This window comes from Proteus terrae subsp. cibarius (assembly GCF_011045835.1).
GTDB lineage: Bacteria > Pseudomonadota > Gammaproteobacteria > Enterobacterales > Enterobacteriaceae > Proteus > Proteus cibarius.
In genome coordinates this window covers 1,756,642-1,777,866 of record NZ_CP047349.1, presented here as the reverse complement: position 1 = coordinate 1,777,866, position 21,225 = coordinate 1,756,642, and the positions used below count along the sequence as shown (strand labels likewise).

Genomic DNA, 21,225 nt, shown 5'->3' with positions numbered 1-21,225 from the left:
ATTCCTATTTTTTACTTTGCTATTACGAAATTTGGCTTGTGTGATAGTAATCACATAGCGATGAAAGCAAGTTCTAGCAACATTAAAGCTGTGGTTTAATGCCTAGCTGGATAATTAGGTAGAGTAAAATGAAAAAAGATAAATACTTTCGTATTGTGCTGTTATTCAACGCTAATAAAGTCTATGACCGACAAGTGGTTGAGGGTGTTGGAGAGTATCTTCAGGCATCACAGTGCCATTGGGATGTATTTATTGAAGAAGATTTCCGCACTCGACTTGATAATATAAACCATTGGGTTTGTGATGGTATTATTGCTGATTTTGATGATCCGATTATTGCTAAGCATTTAAGCCAATCACCATTAACGGTTATTGGTGTCGGAGGCTCTTATCATCAAGAAGAAAATTATCCCCCCGTTCCTTATATTGCTACTGATAATTATGAATTAGTTCAACAAGCCTTTTTGCATTTAAAACAAAAAGGGCTTAAACACTTTGCTTTTTATGGTTTACCAGCAAAAGATCATCCCCATTGGTCTAATGAACGAGAGCATGCATTTCGACAATTAGTTACCAGCGAAAAATATCCGGGTATCGTTTATAACGGCATGGATATTACACAAGAGAACTGGCAACACGCACAAAATCGTTTATCCGATTGGATACAAACTTTACCACCACAAACTGGAATTATTGCGGTCACCGATGCAAGAGCACGACACTTACTGCAAGTTTGCGACAATTTAAATATTAATGTGCCTGAAGAAATAAGCATTATCGGTATTGATGATGAAGATATGACACGTTATTTATCTCGCATTGCATTATCTTCTGTTGTGCAAGGTTCACGACAAATGGGATATTTAGCAGCAAAACTATTACACCAAACGCTGGAAGGGCATCCAACCAATAAACAACAAAGAGTGTTGGTTCCGCCTGTTAAAATAGTCGAACGTCGCTCAACCGATTTTCACTCATTTAACGATCCTACCGTTGTGCAAGCTATGCATTATATTTATTACAATGCCTGTAAAGGGATAAAAACAGAGCAAGTTTTAGATGCGGTTAATATGTCGCGCTCTAATTTAGAGCAACGGTTTAAAAAGGAGATTGGCAAGACAATTCATACTGTTATTTATGAAGAGAAACTCAAACGCGCTCAAAATTTATTAGCCACTACAACACTCGCAATCCAAGAAATATCAGTGATGTGTGGCTATCCTTCATTGCAATATTTTTACTCTATCTTTAAAAAAGAATTTGGTATGACGCCAAAAGAGTTTAGGGATGAGTAAAGAATTATATTAAATATAATTAGTTTACTTTCAAAATAATTTAAAAAATTAATATTTGATTTTAAATTAAGAATATATAACATTCATACTTATAATAAATTAACGTTAAGGAATGTGATATGTTTAAAGCCTTTCATCCAGAGAAGGATATCTTAATTAATGATAAAGAATATATTGAATTCACTCTAGAAGGAGGATATCAAATAGTTAAGGATGCGCCTAAAGTACGTTGTCCGATCTGTAATCAAGAAATGAATCTAATAGCAGGAAAAAATAAAGATAACGGCCATTTTCGTCACAAAGAAAATTCCAGCTGTCCTACTATAGAAATAAATAATGAACGATATCTTAACCTTTTCAAAGGCGATAGAAATAATGAAGCCCAAATAGAAAACAAAGATTTCACTAAAAGAAACATTCGCAATATATATAGTAAGGTTAAAGAAATTACACCGTTTTTAGATTTTCAAGAATTTATTGAAATTCTAAAAGAAGCAAGAAGAATTAATATATATGGATATGCAAATTTAAATCCTGCATATCTTCCATATATTTTTGTCACTTTAATAAACTTCTTACCTAATAAAAGCTATAAAAAGCAAAGAAAACTGAAGTTTATATTTTTTTATAAATCAGAAATTAATAGCATTGATGAATTATGGATTAATAAAGGAGTTTTATCTAAATTATTCAGGATTTCATACCAAAATAACACCGCAAAAAAAATAACCATAATAAATATTAATACTGATTATTTAAATGAAAATAATGAATTCCTAACTGACAAACAAATAGAGTATTTAAATAAATTTATTTAATAAAAACTAACGCTTCATATTTTTTAATATCAAATGAAGCGTTCTAAAAAAAACAATCCCTCAATTTCTACGGCTATTCGCCCAAGGATCACAATCTGGGTGGTCGATAACTTCAATCACATCATCAATATCAGCTTCGAGAGAATCAAGATAGAGTGCTTCTACTTCAGCACGTGCCCAAGGAGTTCTGCGCAAAAATTTTAAACTTGATTTCACGCTAGGATCACTTCTAAAGCAGTTAATTTTGATGAGTTGACCTAATTTAGCCCAGCCATATTTAGCCACCAGCGCATTTATTTGCATTTCGAGAGTAACGCCATGCAAAGGATCTTTAGAAACGTGTCCGGTCATTACTATTTTACCTACAATGAAATAGAAGAAACGGTGCAGAGTACAAGAAAGCAGTGAGAGTGGCAATAAAATGGACTGAATAAAATAGAGATGATGTGTTGTTACCCAGCATGGCTTGTAATATAAAAAATTCCCATTTGTTTGTTTTAGAAAACTATAAGCAAACAGATAGCCAGAAGCGGGAGTTTCTCTTATTAATTAAAAATCATAAAAAATCAAAAAATAGTTGTAATAAATCCATTATTTCATCGCATAATAGATTATTTAATATAGAAGGAAAAACCCCGCCCATTGAAAATGAGCAATTATTTCAAACATATAAAAATATAATTATTATTACCTCATATTTATTAAATTAAATGATTAAAGTAATAGCCGTTATTTATACTACATAATCCATCCATTAAAAATAGAAATATATTATATAAATAAATTTTTATAGCGCTGGAAATAAAAATGAAAGAATTTAATAAGTACAAAAATATATTGAATGAAATTGACTACTATGTGTATGCCCTTTGTGAAGTAAATGGGACTCGTCGTATACCATTTTATATTGGGAAAGGTAAAAATTCTCGCTGTCTTACCCACATTGCTGAAGCCGAAAAAATGAAGAAAAGTGGCGATAAATTAGATGAAAAAACACAAAAAATCATTGAATTACAAAAAAATAATATGCTTGGTATTGATATTTTGTGTCATGGGATTAATAACTCAGATAGTGCATATATGGTCGAACGGACTTGCCTAGATTTAATTGGTATTGACCTTTTGACTAATAAAATTAATGGAAAAAGTAGTAGCAATAATGAAACCTACAAAAGACAAGGTAGGTTAACAATAGAGGAAATACAATCCATTTATTCTCGTGAAGATGTTGATGTTTCACCTGAACACAGTGGTTTAGTTTTTATTTTAAATAAACTTTATAAATTTGGCATGACCGATCTTCAATTATTCGAGGCAACCAGAGGTGTGTGGCATAATCCACCAAGAAATGATGAATCTGTAAAGTATGCTTATGCTACCTATAATAATATTGTTAAGGAAGTATACGAAATTCACGGATGGGTAAAAGCTGGAACACAAGAATATTTTACTCGAACAATAAAATTACCTAGTGAACGTTGGGAATTTATAGGTCGAAAAGCACCTCAAGATATTCGCGATCGCTATGTTGGAAAAGTAATCAATTATAACCGTAGTTATAGTAGTCCATTTGTCAGAGTTGGAAAAAATAACTAATTTAAGATAATGAATAAAATAGAAATATAAATTTCTATTTATATTTCTATTTTGGCTAGCCATTCACAATCCAACACCGTTATCGATTTACTCTTTAATTTAATCGCCTTAATACTGACTAAATGTGCCAAAGCGCGGTTTAATTGTCTGGTTGAGATCCCAAGCATTGCTGCTAATGAGTCTCTTTTTTCTAATTGAAAAGAGAGTCCTTCTTGTTGTGCTTTAAAAAATAAATATCGACGTAATTTAAATTCTGAAGAATAGGGTGATTGAGCGTGTTTTAATGACGTTTGATAAAGTTTTTGGCTTAATTGCTGGCAAATAAAGGTTAGAAAGTTAGCATCTTGTAATGCTTTTTGTCTGACAATGGAAAGAGGTAACGCTAATAAATAGGAAGGAACTAAGGCTTGTACGGTACTAAACACCATTTCATCTTTAGCTGAAAACAGCTCTAAATCACCAATAACACAGAAAGCTTGTTCAAAAGAAAAAACCACATGCTCACCGTTTATTTCATAACGTTCAATCTGTAATTTTCCTTCCACTAGACAGTATAAATGTGTTGCTTGGCTATTTTGCGTTATTAAATATTCCCCCGTTTTCACTTCCATTAATCGCATAGAAGACAACAATGCATCAGATAAATAAGTATCAAGTTGATGCATTAAAATAAAAGCGTTACGTTTTTTTTCGTCATTAACTATTTTCACTCTTATTTTCCTTTCGCAATTAAGCCTCAATTTATTATCGAAAATAGCATACTTTTTAAAAAAGGACATATGTCCTTTTTTAGGCTGATGGAGGTGATTACTATCATGATATTCCTAATATTTAGAGACTATATTAATGACATTCAATCCCAGCTTATTACCTAAAGTCGAGCTTCATGTGCATTTAGATACCTGTTTAAGCTATTTTTATATTAAACAGCTAGATCCAACAATAAGTTTTGATAAGTTTAATCAGCAATTTGTTGCTCATAAACCCTGTTTTGATTTGGGCGATTTTTTAAGTAAAGTCACTCCTCAAATTGATATTTTGCAGACTAAATCAGCAATTACGCTGGCTGTTGACGATCTGTTTTATCAGTTGAAAGCAGACAATGTTATTTATGCTGAAATCCGTTTTTCCCCGTTATTACACACAAAGCAGGGCTTAACAGATAAAGACGTTGTTGAAGTTGTTATTTCAGCAATGAATGAAGCATCTCAAAAATATGATATTAAAGCAGGATTGATCTTATGCACATTGCGTCATTTTAGTGCGTTAGAGAGTCTACAAACCGCCAAATTAGTTGTCGAATATCTGAATAAAGGTGTTGTCGCACTTGATTTAGCGGCTGATGAAGCGCGTTTTTCTTTAGATAATCATATTGATGCTTTTGATTATGTTAAAAAATCAGGAGGGAATTTAATTGCTCATGCAGGGGAAGCGAAAGGTGCTGAAAGCGTTACTGAAACATTGGATAAACTGCATGTTACTCGAATTGGTCATGGTGTAAGAAGTATTGAAGATAGTGAAGTCATTAACAGGCTTAAATCTCAAAATATATTATTAGAGGTTTGCCCAAGCTGTAATATTATCTGCAATATCTATGAGCAAATAGACCAACATCCCGTTAATCAGCTAAAAAAGCAGGGCGTTAAATTAAATATTAATACTGATGCGCGAACAGTTGCCAATACTTCGTTAAATAAAGAGTATCAGTTATTACATGATATTTTTGGTTGGAGCGAAAAAGACTTTCAGCAATGCAATATCGATGCTCTTAATGCCAGTTTTATTACAAATGACGTTCATAAAAAGCTAATGGATAAACTCTGTTATGTTCATGCAAAATAGTGACTACACATAATAATCATCAAAGAGAACACCTTTATTTTTAAGCGGAAATACCTACTTATCAGATTGCGATTACTCAATTTAGATAAAACAATGTGATATAAAACATAAGAATGGTGAAATCTAATCACATCCTTCCTGTTTTAAGAATAATTACATTCAATAAGTAAAAAGAATTGATGACTATGCTTGTATAACCCTTATCAATGTAAGGATACAACATGTCAGAAGAACAGCGTCATCAAATGGATAATTTAGTGGATCTCGCTTAACAAGCTATTTTAAAATTTTAACCTTACCATCTAGCACTTAAATAAATATTCTTTATTCCGGTGTTTATAATGCATGTTTGAAACTTATTCTTTTAATGATTAGAGAGATATTATGTGCGATTGCAAGCTATGTACTATAAGCGTACGATCATTGTCTTAGGGGGCAAATTTAATGAATAATGTAGATCTTTTATTTAACAGATTATCCAAATCAACTTTTCGACAAAAGTTTAAACTAGGGCCAAAAGAGCGACAATACTGTATTGATAAAGGCCCTGATACTATTGATCAACATGCTTTAGATTTTATTCAAAAACGCTTAGCTACTGAAGAACCCAAAAATGATGGTAAGCAAACTCCAATGCGAGGGCATCCTGTATTTATTGCTCAGCATGCAACGGCAACTTGTTGTCGTGGATGTTTAAAAACCTGGCATGGTATAGAAAAACACCGCCAATTGACGGAAGAAGAACAGGCATATATTGTCCAAATCATTCATCGCTGGCTAGTTAATCAAATGAATTCTTAAGATTAATCCATTGAAGTAGAATAATACGTTTCTTATCTATGCGTAAATTCTGTATTGAACTAGAAGCGAAGTTATAAATTCTTAACACGTATCTGAGGTAATAGGACTTTGAATAAAATAGCTAATTCGTTGAGAGTAACCACCTCATGATGGTTATTATATTCAATTTAACATAATATACATTATGCGAACCTTGGTATCTAAATACGGATAGCCACTGAAATCTCTGTTTTGGTCTGGTTGATTATGTTGGTTGACTCTTAACTTAAAGTTTATTTGCCAATGCTTTTTCTTAGGTTTTTTATCTTTTCTTTAAATACCACTTCACTAAGGGTTTTAAAAAATCTTTTTGGATATCACGACTTCCGTAAAGTCGATTTCAGTAATTCCATTATCAGAAGTAAAAACCCCATCCAGTAACCTTTGATGTTTTCATTTTCCATATATAGTCGAATAACCATCTTTGATGCGAGAAGCTAAACAATTTCATTCAACAAAATATCACATGACAAAAGAATTCATGGAATTAGAACGTATACCACTTTGATTCGCACAATGCACTCTATGTGTAAAGACGAACCTTCACCATTCCGGTAAACAGCAACGGTATTATTGTCATATTCCTATCCGTGTTATTGATGGGCATTTGACACCAAACAAAAATATTGCAGTGCATTACTTCTATAATTACCCACTTATTTATTTACACAGATGTGGTCACATGGTTAACAAACTGAATCTTAACTGGCCTGAATTTTTAGAAAAATACTGGCAAAAGAAACCTGTTGTATTGAAAAATGCATTTCCTAATTTTGTCGATCCTATCACACCAGATGAACTGGCAGGTCTGGCAATGGAGCCAGAAATCGACAGCCGTCTTGTCAGCTTAACTGACAACAAATGGCAGGCAAGTCATGGTCCGTTTGAAGATTATAGCGGATTAGGCGAAGAAGGATGGTCACTACTAGTACAGGCCGTCAACCATTGGCATATGCCGTCAGCTGAGTTAGTGAAACCGTTCCGTGTATTGCCTGAATGGCGTCTTGATGATCTGATGATCTCCTATTCAGTACCCGGAGGCGGTGTCGGACCACATATTGATAACTATGATGTTTTTATCATTCAAGGAATGGGACGCCGTCGCTGGCGTGTCGGTGATGCCCTGCCAATGCGTCAGTTCTGCCCACATCCGGCATTACTACATGTTGATCCGTTTGAGCCAATTATTGATGTGGAAATGGCGCCGGGAGATATTCTGTATATTCCACCTGGATTCCCTCACGATGGCTTCACTTTCGAAGATACCATGAACTATTCTGTCGGCTTTCGTGGACCAAATGGCCGTGATTTACTGAGTAGTTTTGCAGACTATGCGCTGGAGCAAGATCTGGGCGGGATAAATTATGGCGATCCTAACCTAACTGTACGTGACAATTCAGGAAGAATGGAAACTCATGAAGTTGAACGCCTGCGTGCCATGATGATTGAAATGATCAACAAGCCCGGTGATTTTGAACAATGGTTAGGCCGTTTTGCCACTACACCACGTCATGAACTGGATATCGCTCCAGCAGAACCACCATATCAGCCTGAAGAAGTATTGAGTGCTCTGAATGATGGTGAAAAACTGATCCGATTGAGCGGACTACGCGTCCTACGTATCGAAGATAATTTCTTTGTAAATACAGAATCTTGGGCTACCAAAGAAATGAAGGGAGCAAATGCACTGTGCCAGTTTACAGAAGTTGGAAAAGATGAACTCGGTGAAGCACTGATGGACTCAGCCTTTGTTGCGGAATTAACTGAATTTATCAATCAAGGGTATTGGTACTTCGAAGAATAGGCCTTATCTGCGGAATATGATAAAACACCTGCTTGCAGGTGTTTTATTTGATCGTTTCCGCCCTTCTTTTTTCTCAAATCAGATGGTGTTGGCTTAATAACAACAAAAAAACCTCGTTTTAACGAGGTTTTTATTACCGTAAAATAGAGTTAATAGACTCTTTTATACCAGCCTATTTCCTTTTTCATCGACAACATTTTGCCCGTCTTCTTTTGAAAAAGCACCTTTCTGTGCTTGTGAAAGAATATCTAAAACAACTTCAGAAGGTCGACATAATCGTGTTCCCAATGGTGTCACAACGATAGGTCTATTGATTAATATTGGATATTGCAGCATATAATCAATAAGTTGCTCATCAGTCGCATTAACATTATCAAGATCTAATTTATCATAGGGTTCAACATTCTTTCGTAATAATGCCCTAACAGAAATTCCCATATCAGTGATGAGTTTCTCTAAAACATGCTTAGAGGGTGGCGTATCAAGATAAAGGATAATTTCAGGCTCTATACCACTGTTGCGTATCATTTCAAGCGTATTTCGTGAAGTACCACAATGGGGATTGTGATAAATTACAATGCGATTCATATTGCCACCACTAATTCATTAATGTCAGTCTAAGCGCTAATGAAACCAATGTTACTGTTAGCACTGGGATGGTCATAACAATGCCCGTTTTAAAATAATATCCCCATGTAATGGTCATATTTTTTTGTGACAAAACATGTAACCACAATAATGTCGCTAAACTTCCTATTGGCGTAATTTTAGGGCCTAAATCTGCACCAATTACATTGGCATAAATCATTGCCTCTTTAATTAACCCCGTAGCATTACTGCCCTCAATGGATAAGGCACCAACAAGGACTGTTGGCATATTATTCATAATTGATGATAGAAATGCGGTGATATATCCCGTTCCTAAAGTTGCAACCCATACACCTTTGCTTGATAGGAAATCGAGAATTTCTGACAGATATTGAGTCAAACCCGCATTACGTAATCCATAAACAACAAGGTACATACCAAGGGAAAAGATCACGATTTGCCAAGGTGCTCCTCGTAAAACTTTTCGAGTATTAATCGTCTTTCCTTGTGCTGCAATAAACCACAAAATTACGGCACCACCTGCAGCAATGGCACTAATTGGAATACCCAAAGGTTCCAATATAAAAAAGCCAAATAATAAAAGAAGTAATACCAACCAGCCTGCTTTAAATGTTTTTACATCTTTAATTACTGTCGCAGGTACCGCTAATTTAGAGATGTCATATTGCTGAGGAATATCTTTGCGGAAAAACCAATGCAACATAATTAATGTCGCGATAATAGCGGCAATATCAACGGGGATCATCACTGAAGCATATTCTGTAAACCCGATATTAAAGAAATCAGCAGAGACGATATTGACTAAATTTGAAACAATTAAAGGTAAGCTTGCTGTATCTGCAATAAATCCTGCTGCCATAACAAAAGCTAGTGTTGTACCTTTACTAAACCCAAGCGCTAACAACATTGCGATCACAATAGGCGTTAAAATAAGTGCGGCACCATCATTGGCAAAAAGTGCTGCAACGGATGCCCCTAACAGGATAATATAGCTAAATAAAAGCCGACCTTTTCCACCGCCCCATTTTGCAACATGAAGCGCAGCCCATTCAAAGAAACCACTTTCATCAAGAATAAGGCTAATAATAATAACAGCAACAAATGTCGCGGTTGCATTCCAGACAATATTCCAAACCACAGGAATATCTTGGAGATTAATGACACCTAGTAATAGTGCGATTAACGCCCCTATTGTTGCACTCCAACCAATCCCCAATCCTTTAGGCTGCCAAATAACAAAAGTAATTGTTAGAACAAATATTAATACTGCAATAAGCATAAAAACCTCTCACAGAAGACCTATCATACAGATATGTCATATCTGTTTTTTCATATATGTTTAATTAAAAAAATTTATTCAGAACAGCAGATAACCGTTTCTTTCTTTTCAATAGATTGAAGCAAACCTGCTATTTTATTTTTCTCTGTCTCATAAGTGACTTCAATAATGTTTTTCACCCAAGGTAATAATGTCGGAGATAAACGATAGTGAACCCATTTCCCATGCTTAGAATCAAGTAATAGCCCGCTTTCCCGTAACATGGCGAGGTGGCGAGACGTTTTTGGTTGGGATAAATTTAAGGCAGTATAGATGTCACAAACACACAACTCGCCAGATGCTTTTAGTAGCAACACAATATCTAGCCTTGTTGGATCACTTAATACCTTAAATAATTGCAACGGTTCCATATTTGCTCCTCTCTTTGATAAACACCAACGTATACCTGAAATACATATCTGTCAAACCATATGTATTAAAATCGTTATTTTTACTTAACCTCACCCTCTCAAAGAAAGCATATCCTGTTGACTTATATCAAATGAACCAAAGTTAAATGAATCGATTCACCTTGTTAATGAGCCATGTCTCTTGACTTAATAAACTATGGTGTGAGAATGCACTAATACTTTAATTTATCTGAATAATAATCTGATATTGGAAGGTTTATCATGAGCTATCGTATGTTTGATTACCTGGTACCGAATGTTAACTTTTTTGGTCCAGGTGCTATCTCTGTTGTTGGCGAACGTTGCAAATTATTGGGTGGTAAAAAAGCCCTGCTGGTAACAGATAAAGGTCTACGAGCAATAAAAGATGGCGCCGTAGATAAAACTATCGGTTATCTAAAAGAAGCGGGTATTGATGTTGCCGTATTTGATGGCACTGAACCTAACCCAAAAGACACTAATGTTCTTGAAGGTCTTGCAATGTTCCGCAAAGAACAATGCGACATGATAATTACTGTAGGTGGCGGTAGCCCACATGACTGCGGTAAAGGTATTGGTATTGCAGCCACTCATGAAGGCGACCTTTACAATTATGCGGGTATTGAAACACTAACAAATCCACTTCCACCGATTATTGCAGTGAATACAACTGCGGGTACAGCAAGTGAAGTCACCCGCCACTGTGTTCTGACCAATACCAAAACTAAAGTTAAATTTGTTATTGTAAGCTGGCGTAACCTCCCTTCTGTTTCTATTAACGACCCACTATTAATGCTTGGCAAACCAGCAGGACTGACAGCCGCAACGGGTATGGATGCGTTAACTCACGCAGTTGAAGCTTATATTTCTAAAGATGCAAACCCCGTCACTGATGCTTCAGCGATCCAAGCAATCCGTTTAATTTCTCGTAACTTGCGTCAAGCTGTAGCCTTGGGGACAAATCTAAAAGCTCGTGAAAATATGGCTTATGCTTCACTTTTAGCAGGAATGGCATTTAATAATGCTAACCTTGGTTATGTTCATGCAATGGCTCACCAATTAGGTGGCTTATATGATATGCCACATGGTGTAGCTAATGCAGTGCTATTACCACATGTACTGCGTTATAACCTGATTGCTAACCCAGAAAAATTTGCAGATATTGCTGAGTTTATGGGTGAAAACATCACAGGGTTATCAGTGATGGATGCAGCAGAACGCGCTATTTCGGCTATCGCTCGCCTATCTGCGGATATTGGTATTCCGCAACATTTAGGTGAATTAGGCGTGAAAGAGTCTGATTTCCCATATATGGCAGAAATGGCACTTAAAGACGGTAATGCATTCTCTAATCCTCGTAAAGGTAATGAAAAAGAGATCATTGAAATTTTCCGTCAAGCATTTTAAGGTTTCAGTATATGACCCGTTAATAATATTGTGTTAACGGGTTTTTTAACAATTTATACATCACAAATCCTATTCGTTTAAAATGCTTTCCATTTTTTTTTATATTCTAATGGCACTAATTCTTTGTTATAAACTCTATCGTGATAAATAACTCGTCCATCAAATCGCCGTTGAGGCACTATTGCAACACCGGTATCAAAAATGGCTTGATTCCAATCTTCTTTAATTAAACCTCTTCGCCATAAGCGGTAATATCGATTTGCTTGTGACTCTAATTTATTCTCTTTTAAAATAACCGATAATGGTGCAAATAGTTGTTGTGAAAGGTGATATTTTTCCATCAGCCAGCGTTTATTTCTTTTAATTAACTTTCTTTTCATCGTTATTAGCTCTATTTCCCTTTATACTATTCTTATCTTAAAGCAACTTATTGAAAAAGAAATGAAGATTTGTATTATGGGCCCCTCTGGAGCAGGAAAAACAACATTATCTAAGCAACTTGCAACTGCGTTGTCTTTACCTGTATATCCGTTTGATGCCATTTATTGGGATATGACTGGAGATGAATTCCATAAAAATAGTGAGGATTTTATAACATCTCAAGTAAATGCCATTAAAGAAACAGATAAATGGATCGTTGAAGGTGCTTACGACAAACGTTTATTACCCTTTCTTAATGACTGCACTGTTATTTTTAGAATAGACATTCCTTATTGGAAACGTGTTAATTACTTAATAAAGCGTTTATTTATTAATAGAATTAAGCGCCAATTACCTAAAGAAACGTTAGTAAATACGTGGGAACTTCTTCGCTTTTCAAAGCAATATAATAAACGCTTAGATGTTTTTTTTAATAATCATCCCGAATTATCTTCAAAAGTTATTGTTATTCATGATATTTCTTTATGTGTAGAAATATGTAATAAGCAACTTGAAAATAAAAAGAGCCTAAATAATTTTGTTTAGGCTCTCTTTGTTTTTATGTTTATTAAAGTGCTTTAGATGGACAACATAATTGTTTTAGTCCTTTAAAAGCCCATAATAATGAGTGCCAAATCAGTAATAAGATTATTAAATTAGCAAAGATAAATAGTGCTGTTGAGAGTAGCTGCATAAAATGACTATTAGATGTCATACTCATATTTAATGAAGCTTTTGCCAATGCAGATACACCGAAAGAGAAACTCCAAAAAGGTAATGAAAAAGGCTGTTTAACAAACCAAGGAATTAATCTCACCATAAACAGAAGCTGTAAAAGACCATAGCCTAATAACATTTTAGCGAAGAAATCGATATGATTGTCATTGATAGCCAAGTAAGCACTACAAGCAACTAAAGCAGGTGCTAATTGAATACCAAATGATAGCCGTGATTTTTCATCCATTAACCCTTCACTGCGTATTCTTTTTAAAATAGCGGGTTCTAAACTTAACCAAGAAAATACACCGGCACCGAAAAATAAAACACCCAGATCATTAAAACCTAATGCACCACATGCCATGGTACAAATGAAATTGTTCGCAACTGTGGGTAAATATAAAACTGGTGTCGTCGCCATTTTAGGATATTCACCCTTCCATTGATAACCAATTAACCAACTGGAATACCCTAACTGAGCAATTGCTCCTATGCTAAACAGTGTCAGAGAAAATAACGGTAAATATGGGTTTAGTCCTATCGAGACTAAGACTGTCGTTGCGGGAAATAAGCTAGTAAATCCACTGGCAACCGGATGTTTAATTTCATCAATAATTGCTTGTCGATGAAATAGCCATTTACTCAGCAAAAATAGTGTAAGTGTTAACCAAACCAAACAACCTACACCAATAAATATTTCACCAATATAAGACGGATAGTCGTGCTCTTTTGCTGCATAACGCCATGCCATCCCCGTACCAATCATCCCTAATACAACACCAAAATAACCCGATGCGAATTGTGAAGAGAGTGTTTTTAATTTATTTATCAATATCATATTGTTACGTTAACTCATATAAATGACATAATACATTGATGCTTTTCATCTGAGCATCAAATAATAATATAGATAATAAAATTTATTTTAATTAAATGCATTTAAAATGTATGTTATAAGTGTTCACTCACTTTAAGAGTTTTCTCTCCGTTGTTCCCGAATATTCCGATCCCTGTATAAATACGATAAGTTTATCTTTATATTGTCCTTTATATCGGAGTTTATAAAAATGAATATCACGTTAAAAAAGATTGGAACACTATGTGTCGCTTCTGTTCTGCTTTTTTCACTTGCGGGCTGTTCTAGCATGACAAAACGCGACCGTAATACAGCAATTGGTGCCGGCGCAGGTGCTATCGGTGGCGCTATTTTAACTGATGGTAGCGCATTGGGCACCATTGGTGGCGGTGTCTTAGGTGGCGTTATTGGCCATCAAGTTGGTAAAAAATAACCGTTGTTTTAATATTTTGTTAGACTGAGTTTATATTTTTTTGACTCAGTCTAGCAACGAGTCACAATAAGATAATCTGCATTTATTTTGGTGTGATATGAACAAATCGTTTCTCTCTCAATTAAAAAAAACCATCGTGGTTTTATATAAGTCGTGTAGCGATTTAGTTCATATCGTAGTGACCTTTATTTTTTGTTACTTCTGTTTTCTTTTATCACCCACACTAACGATTGCTGTAATTGGTAGCATCATTATTATTATCACTATGTTCTTACTGAGTTTATTTGTTTTACCTTGATAGCAGGCTTGAATTTTATCTTCTTTGTTTTTAACTAAATAATCACCTCTTGTTCTTCCAGTTAAAAACAAAAATACAGGTTATTATTAAAGATAAAAATCTTTCATATAAGAAAAGGGGCTGGTTTTTAGCCTGATTTATCACAAAGCCGGTTTTTAAACTTGACTCTTTCTATTGATAGCCTTTTACTTTCAAATATTATAACTATCGAGGGTAATTAAATGATTATTTTTATCACGGGTGCTTCCGCTGGCTTTGGTGAAGCCATTGCTCGCCATTTTATCAGCCATGGACATAAAGTTATTGGTACTGCTCGTCGTTTGAATAAACTTAATAACTTGCATAAAGAGCTAGGTGAACAATTTTATCCGTTACAGTTAGATGTCACAGATAAAAAAGCAGTCAGTGAAATTTACACCCAATTACCTGAAAAATGGCGTGAAATTGATGTATTAGTCAATAATGCAGGCTTAGCCCTAGGTTTAAATACCGCCGATAAAGCTAACCTTGATGACTGGGATACGATGATCGAGACAAATAATAAAGGTCTGGTTCATGTCACTCGCGCTATTCTTCCTTTTATGGTTGAAAGAAATAAAGGTCATATTATTAATATCAGCTCAACAGCAGCCTCTTGGCCTTATATGGGCGGCAATGTTTATGGCGCCACTAAAGCGTTTGTTAAGCAATTTAGTTTAGGATTGCGTGCAGACCTCCAAGGTAAAAAAGTTCGTGTTACCGATATTGAACCGGGCCTTGTTGGTGGTACAGAGTTTTCATTAGTTCGTTTTAAAGGTGATAGTGATAAAGTTGAGCAAACTTATGCCAATGCAAATGCATTAACACCTGAAGATGTCGCAGAAGCGGTATATTGGACAGCGACATTACCTGCTCATGTAAATATCAATACCTTAGAAATGATGCCTGTAAGTCAGTCATTTGCAGGATTAAGTGTTCATCGTCAAAATTAAACGCACTGAAAACACATTTTTTATTAAGGTATCAGCTATAATTATTAAGATATAATAGTCATTGAGAGCAATAGCTACATAACTTTAGAGGATAGCAACCATGATAAACACACTAACTAAGAAACAAGCCATCAGAACCATGGTGTTCTCCTTATTTCTTGGTTTATCAGTGTCTTCTTTTTCTTCTGTTGCCGCTTCAACTAATGTAACCATTAATGGCGATGGCTATGACAATGTCTTAGATAAAGAACAAGCTCGACAAATGAAAGAAGACTGGGATCAAAAGCGCGAGCTTCGTACCCAAGTTAATCAACGAGAAAAAATTGAATTTAATAAAGTAGATAAAGCCATTGATGAGCGAGATGCTTGTCTAAAAAGTGCGAATGTCTATGCATATTGGGAGCCTGAAACGCGTCGTTGTTTAGACAGTAATACTGGTCGCCCTGTTAACCCGTAAGAAAATTGTGTAAAACAGTGATGTTTTACTTCGTAAAACAAGGAGAGAATGATATGAAAAAATATGTATTTGCAGTAATGGCCACTCTTGTTGCATTTGCACCTTTAGCCGCGAATGCGGGATGTGATGAAGTCGTTGAATCTATTCAACAAAAAATCGTTAACAATGGCGTGCCAGCAACTAACTTTACTTTAACTGTTGTTGAAAACGACCAAGTTGCTCAAACAGATGGTAAAGTTGTCGGAACTTGCGAAAATGATAGTAAGAAAATCATCTATACTCGTCATTAATCTATAGTTGATAACATCTTGTGATTAAAAAAGGGCGCAATATAAGCGCCCTTTTTCTTTGCCACTGTTTATCAATGACTATTCATCTGATTTATCTGCATTTTATCTTATTTAGCTTCAATTTTGTGTGTTACTTTTATCATTAGTTATACTTGAGGCGAAATCAGAAAAAACAAAAACACCCAATGAGTTTACTCATCAGGCGTTTAAAAGTAACAAGTTTGGTATCGTTTAAAAACAGATAGCAATCCACTTCGTTACTTATTTATATTCTCTCTTAAGCAGGTACAGCGATTTCCAACTGACTTAAATCTAGGTAACAAGAGAGATCACGTTCTTCAGGACGTAACAAATATGGGATTTCACCAATCAGCGGTGCAGGAATATGCTGAGACAGCCTTTCCACTATTTTCGCGTAATAAGGTAATCCTGGATTTATTCTATTCGCAACCCAACCTACTAATTTTACACCATCGTTGATAATAGATTGTGCTGTTAATATTGAGTGATTAACACAGCCTGGTTGAATACCGACAACCAAAACAACTGGAATTTGTTCTTTTACCACCCAATCAGAATAAAAGGTATTATCATCGAGCAGATAACGCCAACCGCCATTACCCTCGATAACAACACACTCTGCTTTTTTACTTAAACTGTCGAGCTCATTTGAAATCTTATTAAAATCAATTTCATTTTCACTAACATAACAATTATCAAGCAAAATAGGATTAATTTCGTCGTAGCGAACTTCAACTGGCGATGAATTATGAATAATCATAGCGTCACGATTACGTTCACCATCAGCCGTTTCATGTAATTCTGTTGCAATAGGCTTATAACCCACTGCCGTTGACCCGCCACGATTTAATGACTGAAGAAGTGCTCGGGTTACAACAGTTTTACCCACGTTGGTATCTGTCCCCGTAACAAAAAAGCGTGTTAACATATAATTTACTTCCGTTATGACAGATAAATCAGGTTCATAAAAAATGACAGAGATTAGAGTTTAGGGTAACACTGTTTCTGGTGGCTTGAGATAGCTCAATTTTTTAGTTAATTGGTCGAAAATAGAGAATTCGTTAATGATCAATTGACAGATTTACGCTTGAAAAACACTTTTGTTACGATTTTTTCACTTAACCTAGCCTTGCATCAACTCAATTAACAAAGAGCCATTGTAGAGAGCTTCTTTTACAAGCGAAGCCGCAGGCAATGTTCCTTTGTTTCTTAACTCTGTTTCTTCAATAATTAAAGACTGCGCATAACGTGGCATAACGTGATATTGAACTTGCTTCAAGATCAAAGGAAAAAGAATGGATTTGGCTCGACAAAGTGGTGAACCAATTAATATTTTTTGCGGATTAAAGACATTAATCATGACCGCCAAAATAAAACCTAATCGTTGAGCAACTAAATTAACAATCTCAAGCGCTGATTTATCGCCAACTAATATTGCATCACACAATGTTTCTATAGTAATAGGATATTTGTTCAGCAACGAAGTCGGATCTTCTTGAGCTAATAATTGGGCTTTTTTAATTAATTGAGGAATAGCAATTTCTGTTTCTAAGCACCCTTTTGCCCCGCAATAACAGCTATTTTGAGAATCGATAACTTTAGTATGTCCAATTTCAACGGCACTATGACTGTTAGAGTGTAATGTTTTTCCATTACTTATCACGCCAGCACCAACAATATCATCAATAACAATTTGCAGAACGTCTGAATTGTTTTTTGCCGCACCGTATAACGATTCGGCCATTGTCCATGCAGTTACGCTATGTTGTAAAAATACAGAAACACCTGTTTTTTCATGAATTTTATCGGCAAGTGGAATGTCTTTAATATCATAATAAGGTGAGCTATAAATAACGCCACTAATGGGATCAACAATAGCATTCATTGTAATACTAATTGCCGTCAATCTCTCAACACGAGATTGATAACGTTCGAAGAATTTATCAATTGTAACTAAAAAGTGATTAAGAAAGTCATCGCTATATTCTTTGGGGAAATCGAAAGTATCTTCAGTAACCAGCTTGCTATCTAATTCTCTTAAACTAAAAAGCAAACTACCTTTATTGACGCGGATACAGAGAAATTGCCAGCCTTGGCTTTCTAATTTTAATCCGACCGCAGGTCTGCCACGAAATCCCACATCTGGGAACTCTGTTTCATGAATAAGGTGTGCTTCAACTAATTCTCGTGTGATCTTAGTAATACTTGCTGGCGCAAGCTCTGCCTTTTTTGACAGTGAAATACGAGAAATGGGACCATGTTCATCAATCAAGCGAAAGACTGTGCCAAGATTAAATTGTTTTACGTGATCGATGTGACTAGGTTGGTTCCCCATTGAATGCATCCTTAATTAAGGAGCCATAATTAATTCGAGGCTCCAAATAATTCATTACCGATTATGTCGTCAATTTGTGATAATTGTACAATACTTACATAAAAAGCGTGATCAAAAACACAGATAAATCAAGATTTTTGGTGATCTAAGATATTTTTTAATAGTAATTGCGTTAATCGATTCGCTGCCGCTGGAATGGCTCGCTTATTATGAGAAACTAGCCAAACCTCAGAAAACGCCTGAGAATTTGCAAAGTGTAGATAATGCACACCATCGACTTTCATTCGCGTAAATGATTTTGTCACGATCGAAATACCAAGCCCTGCGGCAACCAGTCCTAAAATCGTCATGGCTTCACCCGCTTCTTGTGCAATAGTTGGCGTAATCCCTGACAAACTAAGCAATTGAATAATCTCATCATAAAGAGCCGTACCAACATCTCTTTCAAAGAAAACAAAAGGATATTGCCCAATATCTTGAATATTAACGCCCATTTCTTTGTAAGCAAGTAAAGGATGCCCTTCATAAACCGCTAAAATAAAAGGCTCACGAAACAATAGCTGGTGGTGCAAATTTTCGGGTAACGTCGTGTTTCGCATGATCCCCAGATCAATACGTCCTGTCAGTAACGGCGATATCTGTTGTTTTGTATTCATTTGATGCATATGAATACCGACTTCAGGATAGTTCTCTCTAAATTGTCGCAAACTCAAGGTGACTAAATGCATAAAAGGTGTCGTTGAGGTAAAACCAATTGAAATTTCACCTAACTCACCTTTTTCCATTCTAGCGGCACGTGTTGCGGCTGCGTTGACCTGCGCCATAATTTGATACGACTCTTTTAAAAACATTTGTCCTGCAGGTGTTAACGAAACAGAACGGTTAGTTCGTTCTAATAGCCTAGCGCCTATTTCACCTTCAAGTGCTTGTATTTGTTGGCTTAAAGGAGGCTGAGAAATGTTTAATCTTTCTGCGGCTTTACCAAAATGAAGCTCTTCTGCTACGGCAATAAAGTAACGTAAATGCCTAAGTTCAATATTCATATTTCTCTCATATCGTCATTGATACTTTAAAAGTCTTATTTTTAATGATTAATATATTAGACAAAAAAATCAAATATTTCTAACATTGACATAAATCAAATTTAAGTAATGGAAGTTTAATCAATATGGATACTCACGAAATAGACAGTAAAAGTATGAGCTTAGGCACTGATATTTCAGACAATACATCAAGTATAGAAAAGCCTGCTCATCGCCAATCTAACCCTAAGCACTATATTCAGCGTGATGATGCGCTGTATATAAAAGTGACAGTGTCATTTTTTATGGTCGGTTTAGCGACATTCGCCTTACTCTATTTTGTGCAACCCATATTGCCGGTGTTATCTAACGAATTTTCCGTCAGCCCTGCGACCAGTAGTCTAGCGCTCTCCCTTTCAACCGCTTTAATGGCGTGTGGATTATTGATTACAGGCCCACTGTCAGACGCTTTTGGGCGTAAGAATGTCATGGTCATTGCATTGTTTTGCGCTGCATTTTTTACATTATTAAGTGCAACTATGAATAGCTGGACAGGTATTTTAATTACACGGGCTTTAGTTGGACTTTCATTAAGTGGTGTAGCCGCAGTGGCAATGACGTATTTAAGTGAAGAAATTCATCCTGCTTATCTCGCATTATCAATGGGTTTATATATTAGTGGTAACTCTATTGGGGGAATGAGCGGCCGCGTTATTACAGGGGTATTAAGTGATTATTATTCTTGGCGTTTATCTGTTGTTATTCTCGGCATTTTTGCCCTTTTTGCTGCAATTACTTTCTGGAAGATATTACCTGCTTCACAGCACTTTAGACCAACAGCATTAAAACCTCGTAATCTTCTTATTACCACTAAATTGCATTTTAGAGATAAAGGACTGCCTTTGTTATTTATTGAAGGTGGTTTATTGATGGGCGGTTTTGTCACTTTATTTAACTATATTGGCTATCGGTTATTAGATGCACCCTATTCGTTAAGTCAAACCACAGTGGGACTAATTTCTATCGTCTATTTAAGCGGCACTTATAGTGCATCCAAAGCGGGCTTATTAACGACTAAATATGGATTAGGCAAAATCTTTATTGCTGGGATCTCAATGATGTTAATCGGCATATTGATCACCTTAATTGAATCCCTACCCGTTATTTTTATTGGAATGCTTATCTTAACGACAGGTTTCTTTGCTGCACATGCTGTTGCAAGTAGTTGGGTTGGTCGTCGTGCTAAACGAGGACGCGCCCAAGCATCTTCACTCTATCTCTTTACTTACTATGCAGGTTCTAGCCTTGCAGGAACAGTGGGTGGCTTATTCTGGGTGAGCTTCGGTTGGCTGGGTGTAGGTTTATTTATTGCCCTTTTAATGTTAATTGCTTTATTAATCGCATTACACTTAAACAAAGTTGCCCAATAACTTTATTGATAATGAATAAAGTGCAAAAGTGGATTAATACGGTTTAATGTTGTCGAT

General features: G+C 35.5%; 23 protein-coding genes. 13 read left to right on the top strand and 10 right to left on the bottom strand.

Annotation, left to right across the window (positions count from 1 at the left end):
• Window positions 1–128: 128 nt before the first annotated feature.
• Complete coding sequence (locus GTH25_RS08370) at window positions 129–1,295, top strand: XylR family transcriptional regulator (RefSeq protein ID WP_075672818.1); 1,167 nt, start codon at window positions 129–131, stop codon at window positions 1,293–1,295.
• 119 nt (window positions 1,296–1,414) lie between these two features.
• Window positions 1,415–2,113, top strand: a complete 699-nt coding sequence (locus GTH25_RS08365) for a DUF7830 domain-containing protein (RefSeq protein WP_164530482.1) — start codon at window positions 1,415–1,417, stop codon at window positions 2,111–2,113.
• A gap of 60 nt (window positions 2,114–2,173) precedes the next feature.
• Here the strand turns inward: GTH25_RS08365 and GTH25_RS08360 are convergent, their stop codons facing one another.
• Window positions 2,174–2,464: a VF530 family protein gene (locus tag GTH25_RS08360; protein ID WP_075674396.1), complete on the bottom strand. Its 291-nt coding sequence runs from the start codon at window positions 2,462–2,464 to the stop codon at window positions 2,174–2,176.
• A gap of 456 nt (window positions 2,465–2,920) precedes the next feature.
• Between GTH25_RS08360 and GTH25_RS08355 the strand changes: the two genes are divergently transcribed.
• On the top strand, window positions 2,921–3,709 hold the full coding sequence (locus tag GTH25_RS08355; protein WP_075673835.1) for an LEM-3-like GIY-YIG domain-containing protein: 789 nt from the start codon (window positions 2,921–2,923) through the stop codon (window positions 3,707–3,709).
• Between the two features lie 38 nt (window positions 3,710–3,747).
• Here the strand turns inward: GTH25_RS08355 and GTH25_RS08350 are convergent, their stop codons facing one another.
• Window positions 3,748–4,419 (bottom strand): Crp/Fnr family transcriptional regulator, encoded by a 672-nt coding sequence (locus GTH25_RS08350; RefSeq protein WP_083629120.1) that lies wholly within the window; start codon window positions 4,417–4,419, stop codon window positions 3,748–3,750.
• A 136-nt stretch (window positions 4,420–4,555) separates the two neighbouring features.
• On the opposite strand from GTH25_RS08350, the gene add reads away from it, so the two are divergent.
• The 3 genes from add to GTH25_RS08335 all read left to right on the top strand — a co-directional run bounded on the left by add (window position 4,556) and on the right by GTH25_RS08335 (window position 8,195).
• A complete protein-coding gene (add, locus tag GTH25_RS08345; protein WP_164530481.1) occupies window positions 4,556–5,551 on the top strand; it encodes an adenosine deaminase in 996 nt (331 codons plus the stop codon).
• A gap of 444 nt (window positions 5,552–5,995) precedes the next feature.
• A complete protein-coding gene (locus tag GTH25_RS08340; protein WP_075673828.1) occupies window positions 5,996–6,352 on the top strand; it encodes a DUF4186 domain-containing protein in 357 nt (118 codons plus the stop codon).
• Window positions 6,353–7,073: 721 nt separating this feature from the next.
• Window positions 7,074–8,195 carry a ribosomal protein uL16 3-hydroxylase gene (locus tag GTH25_RS08335; protein ID WP_075673827.1) on the top strand — a complete coding sequence of 374 codons (1,122 nt, stop codon included), beginning with the start codon at window positions 7,074–7,076 and terminating at the stop codon, window positions 8,193–8,195.
• 162 nt (window positions 8,196–8,357) lie between these two features.
• On the opposite strand, the gene arsC is transcribed toward GTH25_RS08335, so the two are convergent.
• The 3 genes from arsC to GTH25_RS08320 form a co-directional block, all read right to left on the bottom strand.
• A complete protein-coding gene (gene arsC / locus GTH25_RS08330) occupies window positions 8,358–8,783 on the bottom strand; it encodes a glutaredoxin-dependent arsenate reductase (RefSeq protein WP_075673826.1) in 426 nt (141 codons plus the stop codon).
• A gap of 10 nt (window positions 8,784–8,793) precedes the next feature.
• The gene (locus GTH25_RS08325; RefSeq protein WP_075673825.1) at window positions 8,794–10,083 is read right to left on the bottom strand and encodes an arsenic transporter; all 1,290 of its coding nucleotides are present in this window, start codon (window positions 10,081–10,083) and stop codon (window positions 8,794–8,796) included.
• Window positions 10,084–10,157: 74 nt separating this feature from the next.
• Entirely contained in the window at window positions 10,158–10,493 is a 336-nt protein-coding gene (locus GTH25_RS08320) for a metalloregulator ArsR/SmtB family transcription factor (RefSeq protein ID WP_075673824.1), read from the bottom strand.
• A gap of 261 nt (window positions 10,494–10,754) precedes the next feature.
• Between GTH25_RS08320 and dhaT the strand changes: the two genes are divergently transcribed.
• Complete coding sequence (gene dhaT, locus GTH25_RS08315; protein ID WP_075673823.1) at window positions 10,755–11,918, top strand: 1,3-propanediol dehydrogenase; 1,164 nt, start codon at window positions 10,755–10,757, stop codon at window positions 11,916–11,918.
• A gap of 77 nt (window positions 11,919–11,995) precedes the next feature.
• Here dhaT and GTH25_RS08310 read toward each other — a convergent pair whose 3' ends face one another.
• Window positions 11,996–12,298, bottom strand: a complete 303-nt coding sequence (locus GTH25_RS08310) for a hypothetical protein (RefSeq protein WP_075673822.1) — start codon at window positions 12,296–12,298, stop codon at window positions 11,996–11,998.
• A 76-nt stretch (window positions 12,299–12,374) separates the two neighbouring features.
• On the opposite strand from GTH25_RS08310, the gene GTH25_RS08305 reads away from it, so the two are divergent.
• Entirely contained in the window at window positions 12,375–12,884 is a 510-nt protein-coding gene (locus GTH25_RS08305) for a P-loop NTPase family protein (RefSeq protein WP_223673648.1), read from the top strand.
• A 22-nt stretch (window positions 12,885–12,906) separates the two neighbouring features.
• On the opposite strand, the gene tehA is transcribed toward GTH25_RS08305, so the two are convergent.
• A complete protein-coding gene (gene tehA, locus GTH25_RS08300; RefSeq protein WP_156733395.1) occupies window positions 12,907–13,893 on the bottom strand; it encodes a dicarboxylate transporter/tellurite-resistance protein TehA in 987 nt (328 codons plus the stop codon).
• Between the two features lie 229 nt (window positions 13,894–14,122).
• Here tehA and osmB point away from each other — a divergent pair, with 229 nt between their 5' ends.
• The 4 genes from osmB (at window position 14,123) to GTH25_RS08280 (ending at window position 16,360) form a co-directional block, all read left to right on the top strand.
• Complete coding sequence (gene osmB / locus GTH25_RS08295; protein ID WP_006536908.1) at window positions 14,123–14,344, top strand: osmotically-inducible lipoprotein OsmB; 222 nt, start codon at window positions 14,123–14,125, stop codon at window positions 14,342–14,344.
• Between the two features lie 519 nt (window positions 14,345–14,863).
• Complete coding sequence (gene ydfG / locus GTH25_RS08290; RefSeq protein WP_156733394.1) at window positions 14,864–15,613, top strand: bifunctional NADP-dependent 3-hydroxy acid dehydrogenase/3-hydroxypropionate dehydrogenase YdfG; 750 nt, start codon at window positions 14,864–14,866, stop codon at window positions 15,611–15,613.
• Window positions 15,614–15,752: 139 nt separating this feature from the next.
• Window positions 15,753–16,070 carry a DUF1283 family protein gene (locus tag GTH25_RS08285; RefSeq protein ID WP_228766779.1) on the top strand — a complete coding sequence of 106 codons (318 nt, stop codon included), beginning with the start codon at window positions 15,753–15,755 and terminating at the stop codon, window positions 16,068–16,070.
• A gap of 53 nt (window positions 16,071–16,123) precedes the next feature.
• The gene (locus GTH25_RS08280; protein ID WP_075673817.1) at window positions 16,124–16,360 is read left to right on the top strand and encodes a DUF1161 domain-containing protein; all 237 of its coding nucleotides are present in this window, start codon (window positions 16,124–16,126) and stop codon (window positions 16,358–16,360) included.
• A 277-nt stretch (window positions 16,361–16,637) separates the two neighbouring features.
• On the opposite strand, the gene bioD is transcribed toward GTH25_RS08280, so the two are convergent.
• The 3 genes from bioD to GTH25_RS08265 all read right to left on the bottom strand — a co-directional run bounded on the left by bioD (window position 16,638) and on the right by GTH25_RS08265 (window position 19,759).
• A complete protein-coding gene (bioD, locus tag GTH25_RS08275) occupies window positions 16,638–17,309 on the bottom strand; it encodes a dethiobiotin synthase (protein ID WP_075673816.1) in 672 nt (223 codons plus the stop codon).
• A 195-nt stretch (window positions 17,310–17,504) separates the two neighbouring features.
• Window positions 17,505–18,716, bottom strand: coding sequence for a sugar metabolism global transcriptional regulator Mlc (gene mlc, locus GTH25_RS08270; protein ID WP_083629119.1), 1,212 nt, complete (start codon window positions 18,714–18,716; stop codon window positions 17,505–17,507).
• Between the two features lie 128 nt (window positions 18,717–18,844).
• The gene (locus tag GTH25_RS08265) at window positions 18,845–19,759 is read right to left on the bottom strand and encodes a LysR family transcriptional regulator (RefSeq protein WP_075673814.1); all 915 of its coding nucleotides are present in this window, start codon (window positions 19,757–19,759) and stop codon (window positions 18,845–18,847) included.
• Window positions 19,760–19,884: 125 nt separating this feature from the next.
• Between GTH25_RS08265 and GTH25_RS08260 the strand changes: the two genes are divergently transcribed.
• Complete coding sequence (locus tag GTH25_RS08260) at window positions 19,885–21,168, top strand: MFS transporter (RefSeq protein WP_099659704.1); 1,284 nt, start codon at window positions 19,885–19,887, stop codon at window positions 21,166–21,168.
• The last annotated feature ends 57 nt before the right edge of the window (window positions 21,169–21,225 follow it).